This is a genomic window from Cellulophaga sp. 20_2_10 (genome assembly GCF_023476645.1).
Classification (GTDB): domain Bacteria; phylum Bacteroidota; class Bacteroidia; order Flavobacteriales; family Flavobacteriaceae; genus Cellulophaga.
Window position 1 is genome coordinate 69,408 of record NZ_JAMCOJ010000003.1, and the last position, 25,447, is coordinate 94,854.

General features: G+C 32.2%; 28 protein-coding genes. 8 read left to right on the forward strand and 20 right to left on the reverse strand.

What is annotated here, in order from left to right:
* Window positions 1–38: 38 nt before the first annotated feature.
* The 7 genes from M4I21_RS06655 to M4I21_RS06685 all read right to left on the reverse strand — a co-directional run bounded on the left by M4I21_RS06655 (window position 39) and on the right by M4I21_RS06685 (window position 6,905).
* A complete protein-coding gene (locus M4I21_RS06655; protein WP_249558340.1) occupies window positions 39–1,586 on the reverse strand; it encodes an AsmA family protein in 1,548 nt (515 codons plus the stop codon).
* Between the two features lie 162 nt (window positions 1,587–1,748).
* Complete coding sequence (locus M4I21_RS06660) at window positions 1,749–2,195, reverse strand: hypothetical protein (protein WP_249558341.1); 447 nt, start codon at window positions 2,193–2,195, stop codon at window positions 1,749–1,751.
* Between the two features lie 52 nt (window positions 2,196–2,247).
* Window positions 2,248–3,438, reverse strand: a complete 1,191-nt coding sequence (locus M4I21_RS06665; protein ID WP_249558342.1) for an ABC transporter permease — start codon at window positions 3,436–3,438, stop codon at window positions 2,248–2,250.
* Window positions 3,435–4,061: an ABC transporter ATP-binding protein gene (locus tag M4I21_RS06670; RefSeq protein ID WP_249558343.1), complete on the reverse strand. Its 627-nt coding sequence runs from the start codon at window positions 4,059–4,061 to the stop codon at window positions 3,435–3,437. The genes M4I21_RS06665 and M4I21_RS06670 overlap by 4 nt, the downstream gene beginning before the upstream one ends.
* Window positions 4,062–4,163: 102 nt before the next feature.
* Window positions 4,164–5,201 carry a helix-turn-helix transcriptional regulator gene (locus M4I21_RS06675; RefSeq protein WP_249558344.1) on the reverse strand — a complete coding sequence of 346 codons (1,038 nt, stop codon included), beginning with the start codon at window positions 5,199–5,201 and terminating at the stop codon, window positions 4,164–4,166.
* Window positions 5,202–5,452: 251 nt separating this feature from the next.
* Entirely contained in the window at window positions 5,453–6,352 is a 900-nt protein-coding gene (locus M4I21_RS06680) for a mechanosensitive ion channel family protein (protein ID WP_249558345.1), read from the reverse strand.
* A 43-nt stretch (window positions 6,353–6,395) separates the two neighbouring features.
* On the reverse strand, window positions 6,396–6,905 hold the full coding sequence (locus M4I21_RS06685; RefSeq protein ID WP_249558346.1) for a Dps family protein: 510 nt from the start codon (window positions 6,903–6,905) through the stop codon (window positions 6,396–6,398).
* Window positions 6,906–7,202: 297 nt separating this feature from the next.
* On the opposite strand from M4I21_RS06685, the gene M4I21_RS06690 reads away from it, so the two are divergent.
* The 3 genes from M4I21_RS06690 to M4I21_RS06700 all read left to right on the forward strand — a co-directional run bounded on the left by M4I21_RS06690 (window position 7,203) and on the right by M4I21_RS06700 (window position 8,173).
* Window positions 7,203–7,367 carry a DUF1328 family protein gene (locus M4I21_RS06690; protein WP_072303679.1) on the forward strand — a complete coding sequence of 55 codons (165 nt, stop codon included), beginning with the start codon at window positions 7,203–7,205 and terminating at the stop codon, window positions 7,365–7,367.
* 55 nt (window positions 7,368–7,422) lie between these two features.
* Window positions 7,423–7,608 carry a hypothetical protein gene (locus M4I21_RS06695; RefSeq protein ID WP_249558347.1) on the forward strand — a complete coding sequence of 62 codons (186 nt, stop codon included), beginning with the start codon at window positions 7,423–7,425 and terminating at the stop codon, window positions 7,606–7,608.
* 94 nt (window positions 7,609–7,702) lie between these two features.
* Window positions 7,703–8,173, forward strand: coding sequence for a hypothetical protein (locus tag M4I21_RS06700; RefSeq protein ID WP_249558348.1), 471 nt, complete (start codon window positions 7,703–7,705; stop codon window positions 8,171–8,173).
* 55 nt (window positions 8,174–8,228) lie between these two features.
* On the opposite strand, the gene M4I21_RS06705 is transcribed toward M4I21_RS06700, so the two are convergent.
* The 5 genes from M4I21_RS06705 to M4I21_RS06725 all read right to left on the reverse strand — a co-directional run bounded on the left by M4I21_RS06705 (window position 8,229) and on the right by M4I21_RS06725 (window position 13,148).
* A complete protein-coding gene (locus M4I21_RS06705) occupies window positions 8,229–9,596 on the reverse strand; it encodes an aldehyde dehydrogenase (RefSeq protein ID WP_249558349.1) in 1,368 nt (455 codons plus the stop codon).
* Window positions 9,597–9,641: 45 nt separating this feature from the next.
* Complete coding sequence (locus M4I21_RS06710; RefSeq protein WP_249558350.1) at window positions 9,642–11,270, reverse strand: S41 family peptidase; 1,629 nt, start codon at window positions 11,268–11,270, stop codon at window positions 9,642–9,644.
* Window positions 11,271–11,277: 7 nt separating this feature from the next.
* Window positions 11,278–11,700, reverse strand: coding sequence for a deoxycytidylate deaminase (locus tag M4I21_RS06715; RefSeq protein ID WP_249558351.1), 423 nt, complete (start codon window positions 11,698–11,700; stop codon window positions 11,278–11,280).
* A 76-nt stretch (window positions 11,701–11,776) separates the two neighbouring features.
* Complete coding sequence (locus tag M4I21_RS06720) at window positions 11,777–12,376, reverse strand: HupE/UreJ family protein (protein WP_502798713.1); 600 nt, start codon at window positions 12,374–12,376, stop codon at window positions 11,777–11,779.
* Between the two features lie 28 nt (window positions 12,377–12,404).
* A complete protein-coding gene (locus M4I21_RS06725; RefSeq protein WP_249558732.1) occupies window positions 12,405–13,148 on the reverse strand; it encodes a TerB family tellurite resistance protein in 744 nt (247 codons plus the stop codon).
* Between the two features lie 121 nt (window positions 13,149–13,269).
* Between M4I21_RS06725 and M4I21_RS06730 the strand changes: the two genes are divergently transcribed.
* The 4 genes from M4I21_RS06730 to M4I21_RS06745 all read left to right on the forward strand — a co-directional run bounded on the left by M4I21_RS06730 (window position 13,270) and on the right by M4I21_RS06745 (window position 16,685).
* Window positions 13,270–13,680, forward strand: coding sequence for a BrxA/BrxB family bacilliredoxin (locus M4I21_RS06730; RefSeq protein WP_072303671.1), 411 nt, complete (start codon window positions 13,270–13,272; stop codon window positions 13,678–13,680).
* A 66-nt stretch (window positions 13,681–13,746) separates the two neighbouring features.
* Complete coding sequence (locus M4I21_RS06735) at window positions 13,747–14,484, forward strand: lysophospholipid acyltransferase family protein (RefSeq protein WP_249558353.1); 738 nt, start codon at window positions 13,747–13,749, stop codon at window positions 14,482–14,484.
* Window positions 14,481–15,152: an HD domain-containing protein gene (locus tag M4I21_RS06740; RefSeq protein ID WP_249558354.1), complete on the forward strand. Its 672-nt coding sequence runs from the start codon at window positions 14,481–14,483 to the stop codon at window positions 15,150–15,152. The genes M4I21_RS06735 and M4I21_RS06740 overlap by 4 nt, the downstream gene beginning before the upstream one ends.
* A gap of 105 nt (window positions 15,153–15,257) precedes the next feature.
* The gene (locus tag M4I21_RS06745; protein ID WP_249558355.1) at window positions 15,258–16,685 is read left to right on the forward strand and encodes a Gfo/Idh/MocA family protein; all 1,428 of its coding nucleotides are present in this window, start codon (window positions 15,258–15,260) and stop codon (window positions 16,683–16,685) included.
* Between the two features lie 71 nt (window positions 16,686–16,756).
* Here M4I21_RS06745 and M4I21_RS06750 read toward each other — a convergent pair whose 3' ends face one another.
* The 7 genes from M4I21_RS06750 to M4I21_RS06780 all read right to left on the reverse strand — a co-directional run bounded on the left by M4I21_RS06750 (window position 16,757) and on the right by M4I21_RS06780 (window position 22,361).
* Window positions 16,757–17,461 carry a DsbA family oxidoreductase gene (locus tag M4I21_RS06750; protein ID WP_249558356.1) on the reverse strand — a complete coding sequence of 235 codons (705 nt, stop codon included), beginning with the start codon at window positions 17,459–17,461 and terminating at the stop codon, window positions 16,757–16,759.
* A gap of 95 nt (window positions 17,462–17,556) precedes the next feature.
* Complete coding sequence (locus M4I21_RS06755) at window positions 17,557–18,393, reverse strand: hypothetical protein (protein ID WP_249558357.1); 837 nt, start codon at window positions 18,391–18,393, stop codon at window positions 17,557–17,559.
* Between the two features lie 56 nt (window positions 18,394–18,449).
* Window positions 18,450–18,935, reverse strand: a complete 486-nt coding sequence (locus tag M4I21_RS06760) for an Imm52 family immunity protein (protein WP_249558358.1) — start codon at window positions 18,933–18,935, stop codon at window positions 18,450–18,452.
* A 116-nt stretch (window positions 18,936–19,051) separates the two neighbouring features.
* The gene (locus tag M4I21_RS06765; RefSeq protein ID WP_249558359.1) at window positions 19,052–19,663 is read right to left on the reverse strand and encodes a hypothetical protein; all 612 of its coding nucleotides are present in this window, start codon (window positions 19,661–19,663) and stop codon (window positions 19,052–19,054) included.
* Window positions 19,664–19,666: 3 nt separating this feature from the next.
* Window positions 19,667–19,822: a hypothetical protein gene (locus M4I21_RS06770; protein WP_249558360.1), complete on the reverse strand. Its 156-nt coding sequence runs from the start codon at window positions 19,820–19,822 to the stop codon at window positions 19,667–19,669.
* Between the two features lie 160 nt (window positions 19,823–19,982).
* On the reverse strand, window positions 19,983–20,474 hold the full coding sequence (locus M4I21_RS06775) for a hypothetical protein (protein ID WP_249558361.1): 492 nt from the start codon (window positions 20,472–20,474) through the stop codon (window positions 19,983–19,985).
* A gap of 339 nt (window positions 20,475–20,813) precedes the next feature.
* Window positions 20,814–22,361, reverse strand: a complete 1,548-nt coding sequence (locus M4I21_RS06780) for a hypothetical protein (RefSeq protein WP_349628847.1) — start codon at window positions 22,359–22,361, stop codon at window positions 20,814–20,816.
* A 233-nt stretch (window positions 22,362–22,594) separates the two neighbouring features.
* On the opposite strand from M4I21_RS06780, the gene M4I21_RS06785 reads away from it, so the two are divergent.
* Window positions 22,595–24,247, forward strand: coding sequence for a solute:sodium symporter family transporter (locus tag M4I21_RS06785; protein WP_249558362.1), 1,653 nt, complete (start codon window positions 22,595–22,597; stop codon window positions 24,245–24,247).
* A 58-nt stretch (window positions 24,248–24,305) separates the two neighbouring features.
* On the opposite strand, the gene M4I21_RS06790 is transcribed toward M4I21_RS06785, so the two are convergent.
* Window positions 24,306–25,406, reverse strand: coding sequence for a DUF4407 domain-containing protein (locus M4I21_RS06790; RefSeq protein WP_249558363.1), 1,101 nt, complete (start codon window positions 25,404–25,406; stop codon window positions 24,306–24,308).
* Between the last annotated feature and the right edge of the window lie 41 nt (window positions 25,407–25,447).

Here is a 25,447-nt window from a genome sequence, read left to right on the forward strand (position 1 = left end):
ATTTGTTTTTATGTGTTAAACTTTATTTTTGTGGTGTTTTACTCTTCTTTAATTCCTTTGCCAGTTAACGCATCTAAAAGTCCGCCCTTAATGCTTATCCATAGATAATTAAAGAACGATTTTGTGGTGTCTCGTTCAACTTTAATTTTACCATATCTAAAATTTTTAGGGTTTGATTTAGAGCCTTCTTTAATAATTAAATTACCCAGTTTGGTCAAGAGTTTATTAACTCCTAAACGGTCTTTTTTTAGTATTTTAAATTTAAAATTGTTGTACTTAATTTTTAAATCTCCTGTAGCTGTTTGTTTTGTGCCGCTAAATGTAAAATACATACGCTGCATATCTCCTTCTGCTGTTACACGTAAGTTTGTATTTAAAAACGGATTTATACTGGCTATATCTAAGTTTGTGAAACTTCCCCAGGCAGTAAAAGAATCAGATTTTTTATGTATGTCAAAACTCCAATTTAACGCTAGCGGAGTTTTATTCATTAACAAAGAGTTTGTGCGTACTATAGTTCTTTTGTTACTGTCGTTATTTAAGTTACTTATGGATGCATTTACTTTGTTAAAACTCAATTTTTCCGGCTTTATATGTTGCTCTAACTTTTCTTGGTACGCAATTTGGCCTTGTTTTATTAGAACAGAGTCTACGCTTATTTTTAGGGGCAACTCTCTTAGCATTTTACTGTACATTGGCTTGTAACTAAGGTCATCTGCAATCAGTTTATCCCTGTATACTTCTAAATTGGGTTCTATTATACTTATTAAGGGAATTCTTAAAATAGAAGTTGATTTGGCATAGTTAAAAGATGTGTTTTCTAACTTTAATTCTTCAATTTTTAGATTGATAAAATCTCTTTCTGTTATTATATTTTTTGATAATTCTTCTTTGGTATATTTTGTTTTTAGTTGAAGATTATGAACCATTACTAATTCATTTTTTACGACTAAACTTTTTGCATAAAATGCTTCAAACTTTCCTAAATTACTATATAATTTTTGAGCAGTAATGGTGCCGTTGCTATACTTTATGGGGTTGTTATTTTCTTTTTTGTCAGTTTTAAAAGCAACATCTTTTAAAGTAATAAAAATGTGTTCTGCGCTAGCAACAGTTTCTTCTTTATCATTTAAAAAGATAATGTTGCCGTTTGTACTTTTAAATTCGCCAATAGAGATTATGTTTTCTAAAGCACCTTCTTTTTTATGCTTAAGGTGTGTCTCTAATCCTGTGTAGTATGTAAGCTCTGGATTGTCTATTTCTAGCTTACCTAAACTTATTTTGTTGTGGAATAAAAGAGGTATATAACCAATGTTTTTAACAGCGATTTTATCTGCTTTTACGACTGTTTTAGCCTTGTTATTTGTACTAAACTCTTTAAAAACAATTTTATCTAAGCTAACATTACCTACTAAGAGATTAAGGGAAATGCTGTTGTAATTTATATTTAAATGTTGCGGTAAATTTTCTTGTAAATGTTGCTTTATTTTATATTTAACAAAGCTGTGAGCGCACAACAAACTAAGTAAGCCTAGTACAACTATAGCTATGCTAATTTTAAATAGATTACTTTTTTTTAGAACCATAATTTGTAGTGATATTGGCAACTATTTTACCACTACTAAATTCCGTTAAAAATTGAAAAAGGTGTAACGCATGCGATTAAATCTTTGACTTATTCAAGAATTAGCACATAAAAAAAGCCCTTTAAAAAATTTAAAGAGCTTCGTTATTTCATAATATAGAGACTACATTTTTATAGTAAAACCATTTGCATGTTCAATAGTGTAGTATGTATGGTCCGGATTATCTCTGTTTAACTTTAAAGTCCCTTTTACAGAAATAAGGTCGTCCATAGAAAAGCTAGGTCTAGAATCAAAATACAATTCTATAATAGTTTCTGGTCCGCCGTTACCACAAAAGAAGCAAGATGCCATAGGATTATTAGATAGCATAAAAGAATCTTTTTGCCCCTCTAGAACTAAAAAATAGCCAGTAATAGATATTTCTTGTCCTTCTAAATCTAACATTTTTTTCTTGTAAGTTGGTGTTAAAAATTCACCTAACTCAGCTCCGCCTTCTGGAGTTGTATATGTTACGCCTTGTATCATATCTTCCCAGTCTAACAATGCTTGTGCAGATGTAAGCTGAGCAAAAAGAGCAAAAAACAATAAGAGACTTAACTTTTTAACCATAGTATTAATTTTTTTCAAAGATAGCAATCCAATAATTGTTCCAAATACGTTTTTATTTTTCTGCTGATAGAATTTTAGAGACATTCAGTTTAAAAACGGATAAGGACGCCAAGACAGAAGCTAAAACAGTAATGCCTAAAGTAGCGAGTAGTAGTAGGGCTTCCCATTTAGTAGGTGTTGCTAAATTAAAGGTATAACCATAACTATTTTGTGCGTAGGTAGATATTACCCATAGTCCTAACCTGCCAATTAACCAACCTAAAACGTATCCTATAAAACCTAGAAACAGACCTTCTAAGAGAACTAACCATAATAATTGTCCAGATGTTGCGCCATAAGTACGTAACAGTGCAAGCTCTTGTCTACGTTCTCTAATCGCTTTTAAAAGACTAATAAATATACTTAAACCAGAAACTAATAATATTGCAATAGCTATAAGTTGTATGGTTTGTACGCCAACACCTAGTAGCTTAACCAAACGATTAATCTCTAGAGAGGGTAGTGCCGCTTGCATATTGGTTTTGTCGTTAATATATCTAGGCAACTGCATCATTGCCATTGGGTTGCTAAATTGTATAAGTAAAGAAGTTACTTCTAAATCGTCATCATGGTGTTCCTCTCCTGGGTGACTATGAACATCCCAAATACTTTCTAAACTCGTAATAATTAAATTGTCTACTACGCTGCCCGTTGTTTTTAAAATACCGACTACTTTAAATGGGTGTCCGTGATGTTCTTCTAAACTTTGGTCTGCCAAACCGTGAGAACTTAAAAAGGTGTCACCTAATTTTAAGTTTAATTTTTTTGCGGTTGCACTACCTAAAACGACCTGATGAGATGTATTAAATAACGTGCCGTTTTCTAGCTCGGCATGGTATAATTTTAAGTAACTAGTTTCTGTGCCTAAAATGCGAACTCCTTTGTAGTTATCGCCATAAGAGACAGGAACGGCCGCTTTTACAAGTCTACTTTTTCTTAGCTTTTCGGCGTCTTTTAGTTTAATGTTTCCTGTAGGTGCATCTATATGTAAGACGGATGAAAGCACTAGTTGCAACGGGCTTCCTTTTGCGCCAACAACTAAGTCTACCGGTTTTATGTTTTTATCTAAATTGCCTTTAACCTGTGCGCTTAATTGAAGCATAAATGTAACTAAGGCTACACTTAAAACTAAAAGTAACAGGCTTAATACAGCATTAAGAGGTTTAGAAATTAGATTTTTAAAACTGAGCTTTACAAGATTCATAAATACAAATGGTTTTTGAACATTGTTTTTACTCTTTGGTCGTGCGTAATTATAAGCAAATTAGCATTGCTGTTACTTGCTTCTTCTTTTAAAAGGGCAATAACTTTTTCGCAGTTTTTATCATCTAGACTGGCTGTTGGTTCGTCTGCAAAAATAATTTTCGGCTTGTTTATTAAGGCTAAGGCTATAGATAAACGTTGGCGTTGCCCTTCGCTTAAGGCCGTAACTTTTTTAGGTAGTAATTCTAAAATCCCGAGTCTTTCTGCTAATTCTTTTATTCTTGTAGGATCTTTTTTCTTGTCAGGAAAATACAGGCGTAGCGCTAGATTTTCACCAACAGAAAGCGCATGTATAAAATAATCGTTCTGAAAAATTATTCCCATTTGTCTGCCTCTGAAAGCATCTAGTTTTTTTCTAGATAATTGCTCTAAAGCAGTATTGCCAATAGTAATATTGCCAGAACTTGCAGGCAATAAACCCGCTAGTAAATGCAATAAAGTTGTTTTGCCAACACCAGAAGATCCTAATATTAAAAGGTGTTCTCCTTCTGGTAAAGAAATATCTGGAAAACCAAAAGTGTTTTCAGTAGAATAAGAAAATTGAAGTTTACTTGTTTTTATCATAAGCCTACACACAAATATAACAAGTAGATAAATACCGTTTTTATATTTGTGAAATTATTATGAAACCTACAGTAATATTTAAGATATCAAAAGTGCAGAAACCTAAGCCATAATAGCTCTAACCTCTATACTTTCTTTAAATTCGCTAGGGCTAATATTATACTTGTTTTTAAATATTTTAGAAAAATAACTTCTACTACTAAAACCAATAGTGTACACAATTTGTGATATGTTCATTTCTGTAGTTCTTATATAGTCTCTAGCTTCTTCTAAACGTACATGTCTTATGTACTCTGTAACGGTACGGGTGTATAATAACTTAAAGCCTTCTTGTAGTTTAGCCTGCGATAGCCCAGATTCTGCACTAAGCATATCTAACGAATAATCTTTAGATACGTCTTTAAGAATCATTTTAGACATATTTCTCACAATTTTAAGCTCACTTTTAAGTAATGTGGTTTTTGGAGCTTTGTTTTTTAGAGCTCTATCATACTGTGAAATATGCATAGAAAGTATATGGTATACCATACCTTCTATTTGCATAATACGGATCATTCCTTTTGTTTTTGACTTACGTAAAGCACTAATTTTATCTGCTAACCTTAGATTGTAATTTCCAAAGTAACGGAATGTGTTTTCGTGGTCTGTATCTAAAAATACCTCGTATAATTTTTTATTAAGTTCGTCTACATTATTAAGACGCTTTTTTAAGAATTTTTTTCTTGTAATCTGTATTACGTTTATAGCTAATTTAACTCCTTTTGGAAAATAACCATAGTTGTAGCCACCGTCTTTGCTTGTGATTATTACAGATTGAAACTGCTCCATTTGTCTTCTTGTGGTTTCTTCTTCATAACCAAAACGATGAAAACAATGGCCCTCTAAACAATAAGTAAAGTGTATAGGGTTGTATTCTGATGCATCCATTTCTATGGTAATATCATCATGAAAAGTAATGTCGTATTCTAACAAATTTACACCCCAATCAAATGTGATAAAACGGATATTTCCTGTGGCTAATTTAGAATCTACGTGTAAGACATATTCTCCCCAACGTTCTTCTATATTTCCACCAATTACCTCTTGGATTTGCCTTACAGTACCTTCTGTACTTTGAGCATCAACAATAATTTTAATCATATTTTTTTTGGGTTGACCCATAAAATTGTGTTTTAAAAAAGACAGTCAACAGTCAAAGGTAATAAATTAATTTTTATTTTTTGTAGCGTGTGCTAGGGCTAGGCTGTTATTTTAAAGCAAAAAAAGGCCTCTTTATAAAAAAGAGGCCTTTTTAGTCACCACAAACCAAACAAATAATATTGAATAATTTCTTATTCAACAACAATAATATTGTTCATTTTTTTGTGTCTCGTAGCGTTCATGTCTGCTTCCTAGTTTTTAGAGGCAAACTCTCCGTTTTGTGTATTATTTACATTAAGTTTATTGTTAAACTCAAGGGTTCTAATAGGGAACGGAATATTTATATTATTTGCGTTAAAAGATTTTTTAACTGCCTTTATGGCAACACTTTTAGCGTCTAATTTATTTTTTGCGTTTTCTGCATCGACCCAAAATCTACATATAAAATTTATAGAGCTGTCTGCAAATTCTGTGTAATAAAACTCTATTTCAGAATCATCATCAGATTTATAAAGGCCAGCAACAGCTTCACGTGTTAACTTTTCTACCTTTTCTAAGTCCGACTCATAACCAACTCCGCATTCTACTACAATTCTCATTTTAGATGTTAGAGAGTAGTTTTTAAAAGGGTTTTCTATTATAGTTTTATTGGGTATTACCACTAAATTGTTATCGAACTCTTTAAGTACTAGACTACTTAAATTAATGTCTATAACTTCACCGGAGAAACCATTTGTTTCTATCCAGTTTCCTATTTCTATCTTTTTTCTAAAGGACAAAACAACACCAGATAGTAAGTTAGATAATGTGCCTTGTAGTGCCAAACCTATAACTAAACCAGATATACCTGCACCTGCAAGTAAGGTGTCTAAGGTTTTGCTTAGATCCATTGCGCCTAAGGCTAAAAATAAACCAATGGAAACTACAATAATGGCGCACATGCGCCCAATTAAGTTAGATATACTACTCTGTGGTATGCGTTTAGATGCTAGTTTTGCAGCCCATTTGTTTACAAAACGGGCAATGTAAAAAGAGATAACCATTACAATAATGGCTACAATTAAATTGGGTAAGTTTTCTATAAAAGAACTTACCCAACCTTCTATTTTGTCTATAATATCAACAAAAGAGGTTTGTATTTTATTATTCATAATTTGGATTTTTAAGGTTCATAAATGTTTAAAACATTTAACCTTAAGAAATCATCTCCTTAGATCTAATTTTTAATTGATCTTCTGTGTTTTTTCTCCAAGCATCTAGCATCCAACTAGATTTTTCTAGTTCTGCAATATAAGAGCCCATCATATCTATAGTACCTTCATCACCTGCTTCTTCTGCTGCGTCTATAGTTACTTTCATTTGCTTCAATATTTTCTGGTGGTCCCCTAAAATTTCGCTAACCATTTCTTTGTCATCTATTAACGGAGATACTTCTTCTATAGAAGATATTTTTAAGTACTTACTAAAGTTACTTACTGGGTGGTACCTTAGAGTTAATACTCTCTCTGCAATGTCATCTACTTTTATTCTTGCATCTGTATATAATTCTTCAAATTTCTCATGTAAATCAAAAAAGTTTTGTCCTAATACGTTCCAGTGAAAACTTCTTAACTTCTGGTAATACACGCTGTAGTCTGCTAAAAGCATATTTAACTCTCCTACTACAGGTACTAATTTGTTATCACTAATATTTAAATAATTCATAATGTTTGTGGGTTTTAAATTATTCTTGGGATAGACTGTCTATTCCTTTTCTATTATTGTTCCACACAAAATTACTTAAGCTTTACTGTCGGCCTTTGCTCATTTAAAATGATTCTTGACTCAAATACTACAGTCAAAAATTTATACCTATTATATATACCGAGGCTTGTATTTATTTGTTTTTAAATGAGTTAATGTTTACAGCATTTGTGTTAAAGCTACTCGTAAACAAGTCACATCTTTGTAGTATAGAATTTAAGTATTCAAAAAATAATAATAACCTTTAAATTAAATAGTATGTTAAGATGGACAGTTACATTTGTGGTTCTAGCAATAATTGCAGGAATCTTCGGATTTGGAGGTATTGCAGCAGGAGCTGCCAGTATCGCAAAAATTTTATTCTTTTTATTTTTAATACTCTTTGTAGTATCATTATTAACAGGAAAGAAAAAGAATATTTAGCCTAACACTACCACAAACAGTTAAGCGAGAATAGTAATACATAAAAAACAACAATATGAAAAAGATATTATATTTAGGATTATACATATTTGCAATGGGCGTAGCCTTAACAAGTTGCAGAGATACTAGGACATCAGGAGAAAAAGTAGAAGACGGAATTGAAGAAGTTGGCGACGGAATTGAAGAAGGAGTTGAAGAGGTTGGAGATGAGATTGATGATGCCACCGACGATAACGAATAACTAAAATTAACATAATTTTAGTACAAAAAGACAACGTCATAGTTGTCTTTTTTTGGTGTTAACACCGTATATTTAATAATTAAAACAACAAACAATGAAAAAGATATTAGGTTTATTTTCAATTTTAGCGCTTACTGTATGTAGTATGCAGGCGCAATCAATTTCTGAAAATGCAATTGGTTTACGTTTAGGAGATAATGATGGTTTTGGTGGTGAGATTTCTTATCAGCGTCATTTATCTGACAACAACAGACTGGAGTTTGACCTTGGTTGGAGAAATTCTAATGATGTAGATGCTTTTAAATTAGTTGGTTTGTACCAATGGGTAATGCCTATAGAGGGTAATTTTAACTGGTTTGTAGGTGCAGGTGCAGGTTTAGGATCTTTTGATGCTGGTGAAAACGATGGTACTTTTGCTTTGGTAGCAGGTGACATAGGTATAGAATATAACTTTGATTTTCCTTTAATCCTATCTCTAGATATGAGACCGGAATTAGGTTTTAATGACGAGTATTCTGATGACTTAGACTTAGATATAGCATTGGGTATTAGATACCAGTTCTAAACTGATAATAACACATAAAAAAAGGAGGCAATTAACTAATTGCCTCCTTTTTTATTTAAAATAAGTGCTTTACTTTTTCTACAAGTTTTAATGGTAAATTATAGGGCGGATAACGCAATGGTGCATCTAGCCAGTTTGCTCTTTTTATAATTGCTTTTTGATGCGAAAAAATATCAAAAGACGTTTTCCCATGGTATGCACCAATACCACTAGAACCAACACCTCCAAACGGAAGCTTTTTATTGGTTATATGTATAACTGTATCATTAATTGCACCACCGCCAAAACTGTATTTATGTATTATTTTTTGCTGAAATTTTCTATTAGTAGAGAATACATAGGTTGCTAACGGTTTGCCATATTGCATAATGTATTTTTCTATGTCTGCTTCTGTGTTGTATGCTATAATAGGAAGAATAGGCCCAAAAATTTCGCCTTGCATTAATTTACTATCCAGGCTAGGCTCGTTTACTAGAGTAGGAGCTAGGTAATTATCAGTTTTGTTACTTTGACCGCCAAAAATTATATCTTGACCAACTAACATCTCTTTTAAATTATTAAAATGATTGGCACTAACAGTACGTGCGTAATCTTTAGAAGCTTCTATATCTGTGCCATAAGCATCTTCTATACTTTTCTGTAAAGCAGCCACCAATTTAGCTTTAACGTCTTTGTGTACCAAAATATAATCTGTGGCAATACAGGTTTGTCCTGCATTTAAAAATTTACCCCAAACAATACGTTTTGCAGCTAGTTTTATACTGGCTGTATTATCTACTATTGCTGGGTTTTTTCCGCCAAGTTCTAAGGTTACTGGTGTTAAGTGTTTAGCAGCACTTTGGTAAAATATTTTACCAACATTGGTGCTTCCTGTAAAGAAAATATAATCCCATTTTTGGTCTAATAAACTTTTAGAGACTTCTATGCCACCTTCTACAACAGCAACATATTCTTCTTTAAAAGTAGTAGTTATGATTTCTGAAATTATTTTTGATGTATTAGGTGTTATTTCTGATGGTTTTATAACAGCTGTATTACCAGCAGCAAGAGCGCCAATTAAGGGAGCAATTGCTAATTGAAAAGGATAGTTCCAAGGGGCAACAATAAGTACGGTGCCATAAGGCTCTTTATACAACCAATCTGATGACGGGAAGTTTAATAGTGATCCAGATACTTTTTCTGGCCTAGCCCATTTTTTTATATTTTTAATAACATAGTTAAGTTCGGCTAAAACAAACTGTGTCTCTGCCGCCATAGACTCAAACCTAGGTTTTTTAAAATCGGCATAGATAGCATCACAAATGTCTGCTTCTCTTTTTATAATTTCTTGTCTAAGTTTTTTTAAAAATTCTCTTCTGTAGGTAACATCCTTAGTCTGCTGAGACTTAAAAAAAGCGTGTTGCTTTTGTAGTATTTCCATCATATTATGCAATATAATAATAAGAGATTTAGCGATGTATTAAATAAGTTAGTTGTCTATACTTTGCGTATTCTCTATGTCTTTATCTGTAAAGTTCTCGTCTGTTAGCTCTAATACTTTTCTTAGCATTGGGTCCGACTTACTTTTAATTTTAGCATATGCATTAGCATCAAACAACTGATCTGCTAATGTGGCTTTTAGAAACCTTTTTATGCTAATCTCATATTTGTAAAAGTCTAAATTTACATTACTCTTTTTGGCGTAAGAAATAAAATCTGTAAACAAGTTGTCATCAACCTTAAAGCCGTTTATAAACTCTTCACGAGTAAACATATTGTATTTAGATCTATCCTTATCTAAGTGTTCAAAAATAAAGTACGACATAAATCCGTAGCTATCTAAGTCTAAAATAGCTTCTTGTTCGTTATCTCCAATAGGCACAAACTCATCTGGTATTATACCGCCGCCGCCGTATACAATTTTACCCTTAGGTGTTGTATATTTTAACGAATCTGCTACTTTAATACTATCTGCTTCTCGCATTTCTCCTCGGGCGTAACGTTTCATTAGCTCTTGGTAGTAATCTGCATTTCCTTTTTTGTAATCGCGTTGTATAGATCTTCCTGTTGGTGTATAATACCTAGATATGGTTAAGCGAACAGCAGAGCCATCACCTAAATCCATCTCTCTTTGTACCAATCCTTTACCAAAAGAACGTCTGCCAACTATAGTCCCTATATCATTATCTTGTAGCGCACCAGCAACAATTTCACTTGCAGATGCAGAACGCTCATTTATAAGGACAAAAACTGGTTTGTCCTCAAAACTACCTTTGTCTGTAGCAAATGCTTTTTCTACTTTTCCTTTTTTATTTTTGGTAAATAATATAAGTTTTCCATCTTTTAAAAACTCATCTGCCATTTGCTCGGCAATACCTAAATAACCACCTGGGTTATCTCTTAAATCTAGAGTCAATTTTGTAGCTCCTTGTTTTTGTAAATCTTTAAGGGCAGTTTTAAACTCTTTGTAGGTAGACTCTGCAAACCTGTTTACTTTTATATAACCAATATCTTGGGTAAGCATGTAATAACTATCTACACTTTTAAGAGGGATAGTATTTCTTTTTACTGTTACAGTAAAAGTACGATCTTCTTTTTTTCTGTAAATTTCTAAATCTACGGTAGAACCTCTTTTTCCTTTTAATTGATCTACAACACTACCACTCGCTAAATCTTTGCCAAATAATTTGTTTCCGTCTGCGCTTAAAATACGATCGCCAGCTTCTATACCTTTGTTATAACTAGGACCATTTTCTACCGTTTTTATAACCGAAATTGTATCTTGGTACATGTAAAAATTCACGCCAATACCCACAAAATCACCTTTCATATTTTCAGATACTTCTGCCATTTCTTTTTTAGGAATGTAAACAGAGTGTGGATCTAATTTACCTAAAATGTTATTTACGGCGATATCTACAATACTATCTGTGTTAACCTCGTCTACATACTCGTAATCTATGTAATCTATAAGTCTGTTAAGTTTGTCTTTTTTAGAATTGGTAGTAAAAAGACGTTCAGGAGAGTCATTAAAATTTAATTTACCACCAAGTAAAATCCCAATTGCTAACGCAAGAGCAATTACAATTGGCCATATGTAATACATTTTATTTTTCATACTGTCTTTACAATGGCAAATACGTTAGTTTTATGCCTGCTTTCTCTAAAAATCGTAATCCGGAATCATCTTTGTACGCATTTTGATATACAACACGTACTATGCCAGATTGGTGAATAAGCTTACTACATTCTTTACAAGGTGATAATGTAATGTATAAAGTTGCTCCGGTACAAGATTGTGTAGAAGATGCTACTTTAGATATTGCATTGGCTTCAGCATGTAAAACATACCATTTTGTATAACCTTCTTCGTCTTCGCAGGTATTTTCGAAACCAGTTGGTGTACCATTGTATCCATCAGAAATTATCATTCTGTCTTTTACAACAATAGCGCCTACTTGCTTACGTTTGCAATACGATAGTTTGCCCCATTCCTGAGCCATTCGTAAGTAAGCTTCATCGTATTTTTTTTGTTTACTGTCTTTCATTTTTAATGTAATGGCCACAAGATACAGGCTTTAGCTAAAGCACACAATCAATAAAGGATAATTTTAACACTGCGTCTTAATAAGGAAACGTGTCTATAAGCATTGGTATTGTAATGGCAAGTACAATTACAGAAGCTATAACTACATATAACCATTGTTTTAGTTTTAGTAAATGCACCATAATAAAAGTTAACCCTAAAGCAAATACTAAAATTAATATCTGAGACATTTCTATACCTGTAGCAAAACCAAGAAGCGGTAAAAATTTGTTTTCTTCTTCTGCCATTAACATTTTAAAGTAGTTAGAAAAACCAAAACCGTGAACCAAACCAAAAAATGCAGTGGCTATAACGTGTAGTTTTATAGATGCTAAAGTTTGCTTGTTTTTAGCAGCGTAAATATTAAATAATGCAGTTATAAAAATAGTTACGGGGATTAAAAACTCTATTAAACCTACATCTGGTGTTACGTAACCATAACTAGATAAACCTAAAGAAAAACAGTGAGTTACAGTAAAAACAGTTGCTAATAATAATATTTTGGGCCAATCTTTAAATGAAAACGGAATTGCCAGTGCTGTTAAAAACAAAATATGATCATAAGCACTAAAATCTAAAACATGATCTAAACCTAAACCAACGTAAAATAAAAACTGTTCCATTTGCTGTAATTTAATTAATGTATAACTCTGCTTTAAGGTAAGCTTAGCCTATTCCTCTTTCTTTTTGTATTGTTTCGTAGGCTTTTTGGACTTCTTTAAATTTTTCTTCAGCACCTTTTTTTATAGCTTCATTTTGGGTAATTACCTTATCTGGGTGGTATTTTTTAGCCATTGATCTGTATGCTTTTTTCACCTCATCATCGGTAGCAGTTTTGGCAATCTCTAAAATTTTATAAGCGTTATCTGCAGATTCTACAAACATTGCTTTTACGCTCTCATAATCTTTTTTCCCTAGTTTAAAGTATGCGGCAATATCTCTAATAACTTCTACTTCTGATGTGGAAACATTACCATCTGCTTGTGCTATACCAAATAAGAAATGCACTAATTGTAAACGCACCTCGTAACGAACCCGTTGGTTTAGGTAATAACAAATACGTTTTGCAGAGATCTCATGCTTTTTATTTACCTCGTTAAACGTTCTAAAAATGGCATTTGCTTTTTCTTTACCGTATGTCTGTACAAAATATTGGCGTACATAATCTAGTTCTGACTGGCTAACTTTACCATCTGCTTTAATAACTATAGAGCAGAGCGATATTAGCTGCATTTCAAAATCTGCAGGAGATACTTTTTGACGCGTCATATCACTAAAAACAGTGTTTCCGCTTCTGTTACGGCTACTTCCGCTAAGATTATCTAAAAGGCTACCAATAAAAAAACCGGCAATACCTCCAGGGATTTTAAAAAATATGCTGCCCAGTATAGCAGCGATCCATTTTAACATGCTTTTTATAAATTTTTTCAAAGATAAAGGTTAAGATTAAATGAAAAGTTAAGGTTTACAGAAAAATGCGACAAATTGGTTACTTTTGTAAAACGCTTATTAACATAAAAATATAGAATATATGTACCCAGCAGAATTAGTAAAACCAATGAGAGAGGATTTAACCTCTGTAGGTTTTGAGGAATTATTTACAGCAGAAGCTGTAGAAAAGATAGTAAATGCAGAAGGTACTACTTTAGTAGTAGTTAACTCTGTTTGTGGTTGTGCTGCTGCTAATGCAAGACCAGGCGCAAAAATGAGTTTATTAAACGATAAAAAACCAGACAATACTGTTACAGTTTTTGCTGGAGTAGATACGGATGCAGTTAACGCAGCAAGAGGATTAATGGTTCCTTTTCCTCCTTCATCGCCAAGTATGGCTTTGTTTAGAAACGGAGAATTAGTACACATGATAGAACGTCACCACATTGAAGGAAGACCAGCAGAAATGATTGCTGAAAATCTTAAACAAGCGTATGACGAATTCTGTTAATTAATAGAATTAAAATTATCTTTGAAAACCGCTCTAAACATAGGGCGGTTTTTTTATTTTTGTAGCATGCAAAAAATCTTATCATATCCGTTAACGGCGTTGTATTTTTTCTTTTTTGGGTTATCACTAATTGTGTTTCATCCAATACAATGGATCTGTTTTAACGTCTTTGGCTATACCGCACACAAAAAAAGTGTGAGTATTTTAAACTGGTTTTTAATGCGTAGCACTCATTTTTTGGGTACGCACTATGCATTTAAAAAAGAAGTAGAGATACCAACAGATAGACCAATTATTCTAGTGGCAAACCACCAGAGTATGAATGATATTCCGCCACTTATTTGGTTTTTTAGAAAGAACCACCCAAAATTTGTAAGCAAAAAAGAATTAGGAAAAGGCATACCAAGTGTATCTTATAATCTAAGGCACGGTGGCTCTGCTCTAATAGACCGTAAGGATGCTAGGCAAGCACTTTCAGAGATAGCCAAGTTGGGTAAATACATAGAAAAGAATAACCGTTGTGCTATCATTTTTCCAGAAGGAACAAGAAGTAGAACAGGTCATCCTAAAAAGTTTCAGCCAATGGGACTTAAAATTTTAATGAAAAATGCGCCATCGGCCTTAATTGTTCCTATTAGTATTAATAATTCTTGGAAGCTTTTAAAATATGGTAAATACCCATATGGTTTGGGGAGTCACTTTACTATAGACGTGCATGCACCTATAGAAATTAAGGGCAATGCAGACGATATTATAGCACAAGTAGAACAGACAGTAACCAAAGGTGTAACTTCTTTTAAATGATAAATTCTGATATAATTGCACAAACTAAAGTCTTTGTAAAAAAAACCTTAGAAGGTGCAGAAGGTGGTCACGACTGGTTTCATATAGAGCGTGTATATAATAATACAATGCTTTTGGCTAAGGATGAAGCTGTAGACCAATTAATAGTTGCTCTTGGTGCTTTGCTACACGATATTGCCGATGCTAAATTTTATAATGGCGATGAAACTGTTGGTCCTAAAATGGCAACAGAATTTTTAGAATCTATAGAGGTTGATGCAGAAATTATAGATCACGTTGTGAAAATTATAAATAATATTTCTTTTAAAAGTAGTTTAAAGGTTGATGGTGCAAGCGTAGCAAAACCTTTTACTTCTCTGGAGTTGCAAGTGGTACAAGATGCAGATAGGTTAGATGCTATTGGTGCTATTGGTATAGCGCGTGCTTTTAATTATGGCGGATTTAAAAATAGGGAAATGTATAATCCCGAAATTCTTCCTAATGTAAAAATGACCAAGGAGGAATATAAAAAATCTACTGCCCCAACAATTAATCATTTTTATGAAAAATTGTTACTTCTCAAAGACAAAATGAATACCGAAACAGGTATAAAGCTAGCGGCACAAAGGCATTTGTATATGGTGGCTTTTTTAGATCAGTTTTATAACGAGTGGAACGGTAAAGAATAATAGGTTTTACTACAACGTTATAGTTCTTCTTTTAACATATTTGGTAAAAGTGTTGGTGGTATTTTTTATGTATCTTCAACCAGTAAACTATAAGCAACCTTTATTATGGAAAGAAGAAAATTTATAAAAAATGTAGCTGCATCATCTGCTGCATTTTCTATTGTTCCAAGTTTTGTACTTGGTAAAAATCACGTGCCACCTAGTGATACACTTTACATAGGAGCATTTGGAGTAGGAGGAAGAGGATCATCTGTTATTAAAGAACTTACAGATACGGGTAAAGTAAAGTTTGTTACCCTTTGTGATGTAGATGAAAGAGGCGTTGCTGCTAGTCATAAATTACACCCCAAAGCAAAAAGATATAAAGATTTTAGAGAAGTGTATGATAAGCATTTAAATGAAATGGATGCTATTATGGTGGCAACACCAGACCATACACATGCTACAATTGCATTGCCATTTATGCGTGCTAAAAAACACGCGTATGTAGAAAAACCTTTGGCACACAATATACAGGAGGTGCGGTTAATGACTAAAGTAGCTAAAGAAAATGGAATTATTACTCAAATGGGAAACCAAGGAGCATCTAGCCCAGGTAGTAGAACTGCCAAAGAGTGGATAGATGCCGGAGTAATTGGAGCTGTTACTAAAGTAGATTGTTGGACCAACAGACCTGTGTGGCCGCAAGGTGTAAAAACACCAGCAGGCGGACACCCAATTCCTAAAGAGTTAGATTGGGATTTGTGGTTAGGGCCAGCTGCAATGAGAGATTATAATCCTGCTTATTTGCCATTTAAATGGCGTGGTTGGTGGGACTTTGGAACAGGAGCCTTAGGTGATATGGGTTGCCATATTATGGAAACTCCGTATAGCGTTCTAGGACTTGGATCACCAACAGAAGCAGAAGCAAGTTGTACAACCACTTGGATAGGAGACTTTGTAGAGGCAGATTACTCTAGCTCTTGTCCGCCTTCATCTGTAGTGCGTTTAAAAGTAGATGCACCAAACCAGGGAAGTATAGATTTAAATTGGTACGATGGCGGAATTATGCCAGATATACCAAGTGAATTAGCCGATGGAGAAAAATTAGGAAACGGCGATGGTGGTGTAGTTTTTCACGGAACAAAAGGCATTATTGTAACAGATGTGTATTCTGCTAACCCTAGATTATTACCAGCAGATGTTAATAGTATGTTTAATAAACCAAAAGAAACATTGCCAAGAATAGTAGGTGGTTCTTCTGGACACCAAAATAACTGGGTAGAAGGTTGTTTAAATGGTACTACAGCATCGTCTGATTTTGTAACTAAAGCCGGACCATTAACAGAAGGTGTGCTTATGGGTAATTTAGCCATAAAAGCATACCAATATAAAACATTAAAAGCCGGTAAAAAATCAGGAGATTGGGATCCTTATAATTATCCTGGTAGACGTACCATAAAATGGGATGCTGCCAATATGAAAGTTACAAACTTTGATATGGCTAACGAGTGGGTTTCTCGTGACTATAGAAAAGGATGGGAACTAAAATAAAAGTATTTTAAAGTACAAAAGGCGCTATAACAATTGCTAATAGCGCCTTTTTATTTGTTTGAAATTGTAAATTAATCACAATTGCCATCTACATCACAAGATTCTCCGCCTGTTGTAGGTAAAATTGTTAACGACTCTTTTTGGTGTTTTTCCCAAGCTTGTTCTAAAGCCTCAGTAAAAGCTTCTACTGGTTGTGCTCCAGAAACTCCGTACTTGTTATCTAAAACAAAAAAAGGAACGCCGCTAACGCCTATATTACGAGCTTCCATTTCGTCTTGTCTAACTTCATAGGTAAAAGCATCTGTTTTGTATATTTCTTCAACAGAAGACTTATTCATACCAACAGAAACTGCTGTGTCCACTAAAAACGCTATATCATCTATATTTTTACCATCTTCTAAATGTGCTTTTAATAATGCTTCTTTAGTGGCATCTGCAAAATTTACTGTTTTTGCATATTGTAATAAGCGGTGCGCATTTAAAGAATTTGCGGTAACAATGTCTTCAATTTTAAAATTAAGACCAACACCACTTGCCATTTCTGTAACCCTGTTAAACATACCTTTGGCATTAACCTCGTCTACACCTTTACTTTGCATAAACTGGTCTATAGCATTAATGTCTGTTTGCGTTTTTAAGTTAGGGTCTAACTCAAAACTTTTCCACTCTACAGTAGTTTTATCTTTGTGCGGAAATTTATCTAATGCAGCTGTAAAGTTACGTTTACCAATGTAACAAAACGGGCATCTAATATCTGACCATATATGTATTTGCATAACTATTTTATCTTTTAGTATTAATGTATTGTTAGACGAAAATACGGTAGAAAACTTTCAAATTAATAAGTCGTTAACAGATTTTTAGGAGTTGATTAATTCACTTGTATTTCTTCTACAGTACATTTTTTTTCAAAACCATCTATAAAACCATTTGTGCTAATGATTTCTAATGGGTAGTATTTGTCTAAAACTTCAGATAAATTTATAAATGGGTGATACTTAAATTGTATTTCCTCTGTAACATAAAGTATTTGTTGGGAAGTAGGCTCTAAATAATCTATATATTTTTGTTTAAATTCATTAGAAACATAATCTTCTATTGAGTTAAAAGGTTTAAAAAAAGGCTCTGTTCTTGTAACTATTATTTTAAAACAGTTAAAACCTTTAATATTTTTTGTAACCTCTCTGTACTCTTTTATTTTGAGATTTTTATTACTATCTTTTACAGGTACACTAATGGTAAACTCATCCAGGACCAGAATAGAATCTTGTAGCATATAATTTTTTTGTATGCCAGTACTTCTGTTAATTACCGTAACCTGATTATTTTTATCTAAAGGAGAAGTTTTTATTTGATATTTTATTATAGAGTCTTCTAATTTATAAATGTGCTTCTGAGCAGGTTTTATTGTTTTTCTGGGATCTAAAATAAGGTCTAATGAGGGTAATATTTTTGTCTCAATACTTTTGTTTAAAGCTATTGTATCAGGCGTAAGACCTTGTGATAAAGAAATTTCATTGTACATTTCTTTAAACATATTTATAATTACAGGCTTTTTAACTTGTATTGAAGAATCTAATTTTTGATTGTTGTATACATTTTGTTCAACAGAGAAAATTATTTTCCCGTTTTTAGGACTAGTTTTTTTGTTTTGTCCTTGTAAGAAAGTAAAAGTGAATAATACAACAAGATATAATGTTTGCTTCATAAAATAAAGTTTAAAGTCAGATTACAAAATAATCTGACTTTTTATTTTTAACGGTTTTACAAGTTAATCCATTTCCCATCATCCCCCATTATTTTTTCAGGTTGCCAATGGTCTATGAATAATTCCTTTAATTTTTCCTTGTTCTCCTTTATTAGATAATGCTCATAAATTTCTCCTTCATAAGGAAAGGATAGAGAACAGTTGTTGTTTCCGAAATTTGTTTCCTCACGCCCTAAGGAAGCCCTAATTCCAAAAGCTTCTGAATCTTTTTTTGCGCCATTCCATAAGGCTATCCGGAATGAATGCTCAGGGTATTCATCATCTTTACATGTTTTACATATTTCATTTTTAATGGCATCATATTCCAGAGGGATTTTTTGTTCTAAAGCTTCTTTTTTACTCCATCCTTTTTTATACCATATGTCAAAACGTGAATCTAATAGCTTAAGCCTCTCCATAAAAATGATGAATGATTCTGTACATTCTTTTAATGTTTCCCTTCTATTATACCAGCTTACCCCTATGTCTTCTATTAATATCATTAATTTCTTGGTGTGTGTATTAGAGTTAAATTATAAAGTAATCTGACTTGTTATATCCTAAATAAGTTTACTGTTAAATGCTATTTTCTTTTTTAACTTCTAAAAAAATAATCTATTTAGCTTTCAGATAAGTTAATAGAAGAGACTATTTGCCACGTTCCACTTTTCTTTTCTAAGCTAAATAAACTTGTATAACCAGCTAGTTCGTGAGTATAAGATCCAAAAATTAATGTAGCTTTGTTTAATTTTTGATTAAAATTTATATCCGAAACATATACTTTACCCATTACGTTATACTTCTTTTTTATCTCTTCTATTTTTAAAATATTCTCCTTTTCAATTACTACAATTCTATTACCGTTTACATCTTTTAAGTTTGACGGAAGTATATTTTTGAATGAAAATATGTAGGAGGGATTAATTTGTATATTTTTGTATTCCTGTGCTGTAAAAACCTCCTCATTTTTAGGATTATCAGTTGATTTAAAAAACGAAATCACATACTTGTTTTTAAGAAATTGTTTATCTGTTAATTGTTTTTCAGGATGTTCAATTTTTGAACTACCATCAACTGGTGGTAACGGAACAGGGAACTTGTTTAATTCATTATTATATAACAACCTAATAATAGACATACTTTCCAACTCAAGGGTAGTTTCTTTATTCTGACAAGAAACATAAAGAACAGTAACTACACTTATTAAGAATAATATTTTTATCTTTTTCATAGTTTAATATTTAGTCACATATTTCACTTTTAATGGCATCATTTCTTGTGATATTATTTTATTATTGGTTCTAAAGTCACCAACTTTCATTGCTTCTTTACTTTTTTTATGACTTTCTTCTATTACTATTAGAGCTTCTTGGGGGCTAGTAAAATTCATATTTTATTCAATTTTTATGACTTCAATTTGTTGTCAACTACTATGATTAAGTTTTTTTGATAAATTATACTTAATAAGCCTAGATATTTCATTCCCATCAAAACTTTTTACGCCTTTGATTACCATATTCATATTAAAATGAAAAAAATAAGGTAGATGGTTAATGTAGCAATGTATATGTTACTTCGCTTGAATTACTATTGTATCTAAAAAAGAACTTTATTTCATAATCTTCTTTTGTCCAAACTATAAATAATGGGTTTTCATCAAATTTTCCTTCCCTTAATTGTATATTGTTTTTCCTTAGTTTTTGATTAAATGGCTTACCTTCCAAAAATCCTTCGCTTGTAGTTTCTGAAGCTTCAATAACTAGAATATTATTTGGTTTCTTATAATCTTCAATAAAAGATTCATAAAAATATTTATTTATGGTTTTATCAAAATGAATACTTATTGATTTAATGTTATCTTTTTCATCAGTTAAAACAGTTACTGAATTATATTGCATTCCATATAAATTCTTTTTTGTTGATTCATTTTTTATGTAATAAAAACTACTATCAAATAGTTCGTTTTCAAACTCTTCACCAATAATTTTACTCAATTTTGAAATATTTTTTCCAAGTAAATTCTCTAATTGTTGACTCTTCATCTGGTATGAATGATTAAATGCTATAACGAACACTAAAAATTTAAAAATATTATTCACAATCATACGGGGTGCTTAATCCTAAAATACTAGTAATGTAAGGTGCTGGACTTGGGATGTTAAAAGGAGGGGGAATAGTATTAACCTCCCTAAAAGTAATCTAGCTTTGTTTTTTATTATTGCGTTCTTGTTAAATTCATCACAATATTACTAAATTAAAGCAGGAGAATACATTATAAAAACCTTTAAAAAAGTGAGGTTTTGGTTTTAATTGTATATGTAAAACAAAAAAAATCCTCTTACTAGAAAGCAAGAGGATTGTAATATATAAGATGTGTTTGTTTAAAAAGCTACTTCTACCAACTGCTTTTTTGTACCTCGTTTTGCGTAAAACAAAACATTATTTTCGTTAACCAAAGGTTTAGAAATCATTAGTGGTAATCTGGCAGTTTTGCTGTCTATAATTTTATCGTACGTCATAAAGCCTTTAGCATCTAACTTAATTAAAAATATGTTTCTGTTTCTGCTTAAACCTTGTCTAAAAACAATACGTTCGTTATTTATTAATTGTGGATTTTCTGCAGCTGTACTAATAAAAAAGTAAGTGTTGTCTCCTTTTGTAAACGTACTGTAAGATGCATAGGCAGCGTCACCCTGTGTAACCTCTGACTTATTAATGTTACGCACCCAAATAAGGTCGCCATCATCACTTAGTTTAGCACCAACCATATCATTGTAATGGTACCTGCTAATTTTAACTCTAGAGCCACCACCAGGATTACTTTGGTAACCAGAGGTTACAAAATACTCCTCTGCATTAAATAAGATAGAGCCATCATCAGCAATTTCTGCATTTTTAAACACTAAGTTTTTAACTTCTTTACTATCTTCTTCTTTACCAAATTTATCAGCCATAAACTGTGCAGAAAACGGAATAAACTTCTTGTCTTTAATGTCTAAAGAACCTTCATCTAGCTTAAAATAACTAAGGCCGTTGTACCTATTGTCTTTACGTGTAGCATAAAAGCCTACGCAAATAAATTTTTCATCTGTAAGTATTGGCTTTAATGCTTCTAAAAATTTACCTGGCTCATCAAAAGTTTTCATAACTCTTTCTTCTTCAGAAACCTTAAGCAACTCGTACTGGTATCTACGCTCTAAGGCAGAAAAACGTCTTTTTTTAAAGTAAGCCTTGGCAACAAGAAAAACTTCTTTTTTGTTTTTAGTAATTTCTACACTTTCAAATGCATAGTTTTTTTCTTCAACTTCAGCAGAAAAATCGTGCGTAATTAACAAATCTAGGTTGTTATCAAAAACATAAATAAAATGCTGATTATCTTTCGCTTTTTTAAAATGAGCACTTATTACAAAAGCATCTTTACGTTTGTTAAATAATACAGAGGTTGTAAAACCAGATGCAAAATTACGGTTGTAATAATTCTTGTCTAACGGACTTTCTACAGGCTTAGATGCTACAGACAATATTACTTTTTGGGTAAAAGCAAAATTATCTAACGGGCTTTGGTGTGCAACATAATCGTATGTTCCTTTTGCATTGTTATATTCTAAAAATATAAGGTACAACTGTCCGTTACTAATAAAACCATTTACAAAATCTTTGTCTTTAAGCTTGTAATTAAACTCGCTTACCAAATCTAAATTCTTATTGTAGTGTTCTATGTAGTATCCTTTAGGTTTTAAAATTAAACCGGTATAGTAAGAGCGTACAAGTATTGAACCATTATCACCATCACTATCTATGGTAAGTAAATTAGAGTATTTATACCTGTCACTATGTTTTTCGCTAAACTTGTATGTTACTTGCATTTTCTGCGCTGTGGCGGTAAAGCCCACAAGTAACAAGAGTAGCATTGTAATTTTTTTCATCATGTGTTCCTTAAGATTTACCTAATAGTAACGCTTTGTATTGGTAATTGTTATTTATTAAGTAAATATATTATTTGTAAAATAGCAATTGTTGTTGATTTATTTTAAAGTATAAGTTGAACTACATCGTTTTCGGTTGAATTTATAATAAAAGATATATAAATGATGTCTGTGTTATTTTTTAAACAGAAATTAATCCAATATATTTATGAACTTAATCCAAACTTATTATAACTATGTTCTTAACGTTAGCGTCTTTTGTGGGCTTTACAGTTTTGGTAGCCGTTGTTTCTTATTTTGCTACAAGAAAAACAAATGAAAACTCTTCTGATGGATATTTTTTAGGAGGAAGAAGTTTAACTGCTGGTGTTATAGCGGGTTCTCTTTTATTAACGAACCTTTCTACAGAGCAATTAGTAGGTTTAAATTCTGATGCTTATACAGACGGCTTGTCTGTTATGGCTTGGGAAACGTTAGCAGCAATAGCAATAGTTATTACCGCTATTTTTTTATTACCAAGATATTTAAAAGGAGGTTTAACAACTGTACCACAGTTTTTAGCTGAACGTTTTGATGTTGCTACTAAAACAATAACCTCTGGTTTGTTTTTAACAGGCTACGTGGTTGTGTTGTTACCTGTAATTTTATACTCTGGATCTGTAGCAATTAGCGGAATGTTTAATGTGCCAGAAAACTTGGGAATTAGCCATACTGCATCTATATGGTTGTGTGTTTGGGGTATTGGTATAATTGGTGGTATTTATGCCATTTTTGGGGGCTTAAAGGCCGTTGTGGTTTCAGATTCTATTAATGCAATAGGGTTGTTAATCGGTGGTATTTTAATTCCTATTTTTGGATTAATGTATATTGGTGATGGTAGTATTATGGATGGTTTATCTATTTTAACTACACAGAACCCAGAGAAATTTAACTCTATGGGAACAAAGACAAATTCAGTTCCTTTTGCAACTATTTTTACAGGGATGATGTTGGTAAACCTATTCTATTGGGGAACAAACCAACAAATTATACAAAGAGCTTTAGGAGCTAAAAATTTAGCAGAAGGACAAAAAGGATTGCTATTAGCTTCTTTTATTAAAATATTAGGTCCGTTAATATTAGTACTACCAGGTATTATAGCATATCACGTTTTTGAAGGAAAAATAGAAGCAAAAAGTGCGTATCCAGAATTAGTAGGCTTAGTGTTGCCAGATTACTTAGTTGGCTTTTTTGCAGCTGTTTTATTTGGTGCAATCCTAAGTTCTTTTAATAGTGTTTTAAACAGTTCTGTAACATTATTTGGTTTAGATATTTACAAACAGCATATCAATAAAGATGCTAGTGAGATGAAAGTTGTTAAGAATGGTAAAATATTTGGAACCATTTTAGCTTTTGCAGCAATGTTTATAGCTCCTTTTATTGCCAATGCAGATAGTTTATTTGGATACCTACAAGAGGTAAACGGTATTTATAGTATTCCTATCTTCTCTGTAATTGTAATAGGATTTTTAACTAAAAGAGTACCAGCAATAGCGGCAAAAATTGGTATTATATCTGGTTCTGTATTGTATATAATAAGTCAGTTTTTTATGCAACCTTATTTTGTAGGTTCAGCCTTAGATAAGGCAAAAGCGGCTGGCATTATGGATGCAGATGCATTGGCTGTAATTAAAGCAGATGCTTATCCGCACTTTTTACACGTAATGGCAATATTGTTTGTAATAAACTTTGTAATAATGCTAGTTATTGGCAAGTTTATGCCACGCGATACACCATTTAAGCAGAAATACACAGAGCAGGTAGAAATTAAACCTTACAAATATGTTAACCAGATAGGTATTATGGTTTGTTTAATTGTAGTAGCAATCTATGTATATTTTGCAAACTAAGTAAATACATACGATAATAAAAAAGAGGCTAGTTTTTACTAAACTAGCCTCTTTTTTATTACAAGTTTTTTGCTTGTATGTTATGGAAAGCATCAGTTTGTTGCTTTAACAATTTTTCTGCTTGTTGTTTTTTATAAGTATAAATTTCGTTTTCTTGTTCAATATCATCGTACACTTTTTTATGTATAGCGGCATCAGTTTGCATTAAAGTGTTGCGTTGCGCTACTTTTTGTGTTACCCATGTTTTTATTACGCTTTCCTCTTCTTCTAATTTATAATCGTACATAGCTTTAGGTGCGAGTAACTTTGCTATTATGGGAGACGTTTCAATAGCTAAAAACAATAAAAATATAAAGAATGATGGCAACCAAGGCAATTTGTTTAAAGCGGTAATACGTGCCATTAAACCGTCAAAACCATCAATAATTGGTTGCGACTCTCTAACAGTTGTAGCATATTGGGTATCTAGTATGGCAATCTCACGTTCTAAAGCTGTAATTTTTATGCTATTATTTTCTTTTAAGGTTTGTAATTCTTGTAAAGCAGCATCGTGTTTTTCTCTTTTTTCTTTGTAAACCGGGCCTTTGCCTAATAATTTAGTGCCTTCTCTACCTTCAGCTTCAGCAATAAATGTATTGTATAATGCATCTGTTTCTTCTTCTTTAGAAGTTATTTCTTGTTTTAATTTTTCTATAGATTGATGAATGCTTTCCTTTTTTGGATTGTACTGTAACGCTAACTGATCTTTGTTTGCAAGCGTTAAGTCATTCTTTTGTTCTAGTAAAACCTGATTGATTTCTTTTTCAAAAATCTTCATCTCTAAAGGTTTTGAAATTACAATAGCAATAATAACAGCTAAAATAATACGCGGTGTAGCCTGTAACAATTCACTTTTAAAGTTGTCTCTTTTTTTAATGGTTGAAACAATAAAGCGGTCTAAATTAAAAATTAATAAGCCCCATATAAGGCCAAAGAATGAGGCGTAATAAACATTGTCAAAAACAGTATAAAGTGCATAAGAACTAGCAATAAAAGCCATAACAGCTGTAAAAAATACAGTTGCCCCTATACCAGCGTATTTGTTCTGTTCTCCGTTAGAGCAAGTTTCTAGTATAGCAGTATCTGCTCCGGAGCAGAGTATAAAAAAACGTTTAATCATAATGTGTTCTTTTTTTGATGATTGATGTACCTATAAGAACG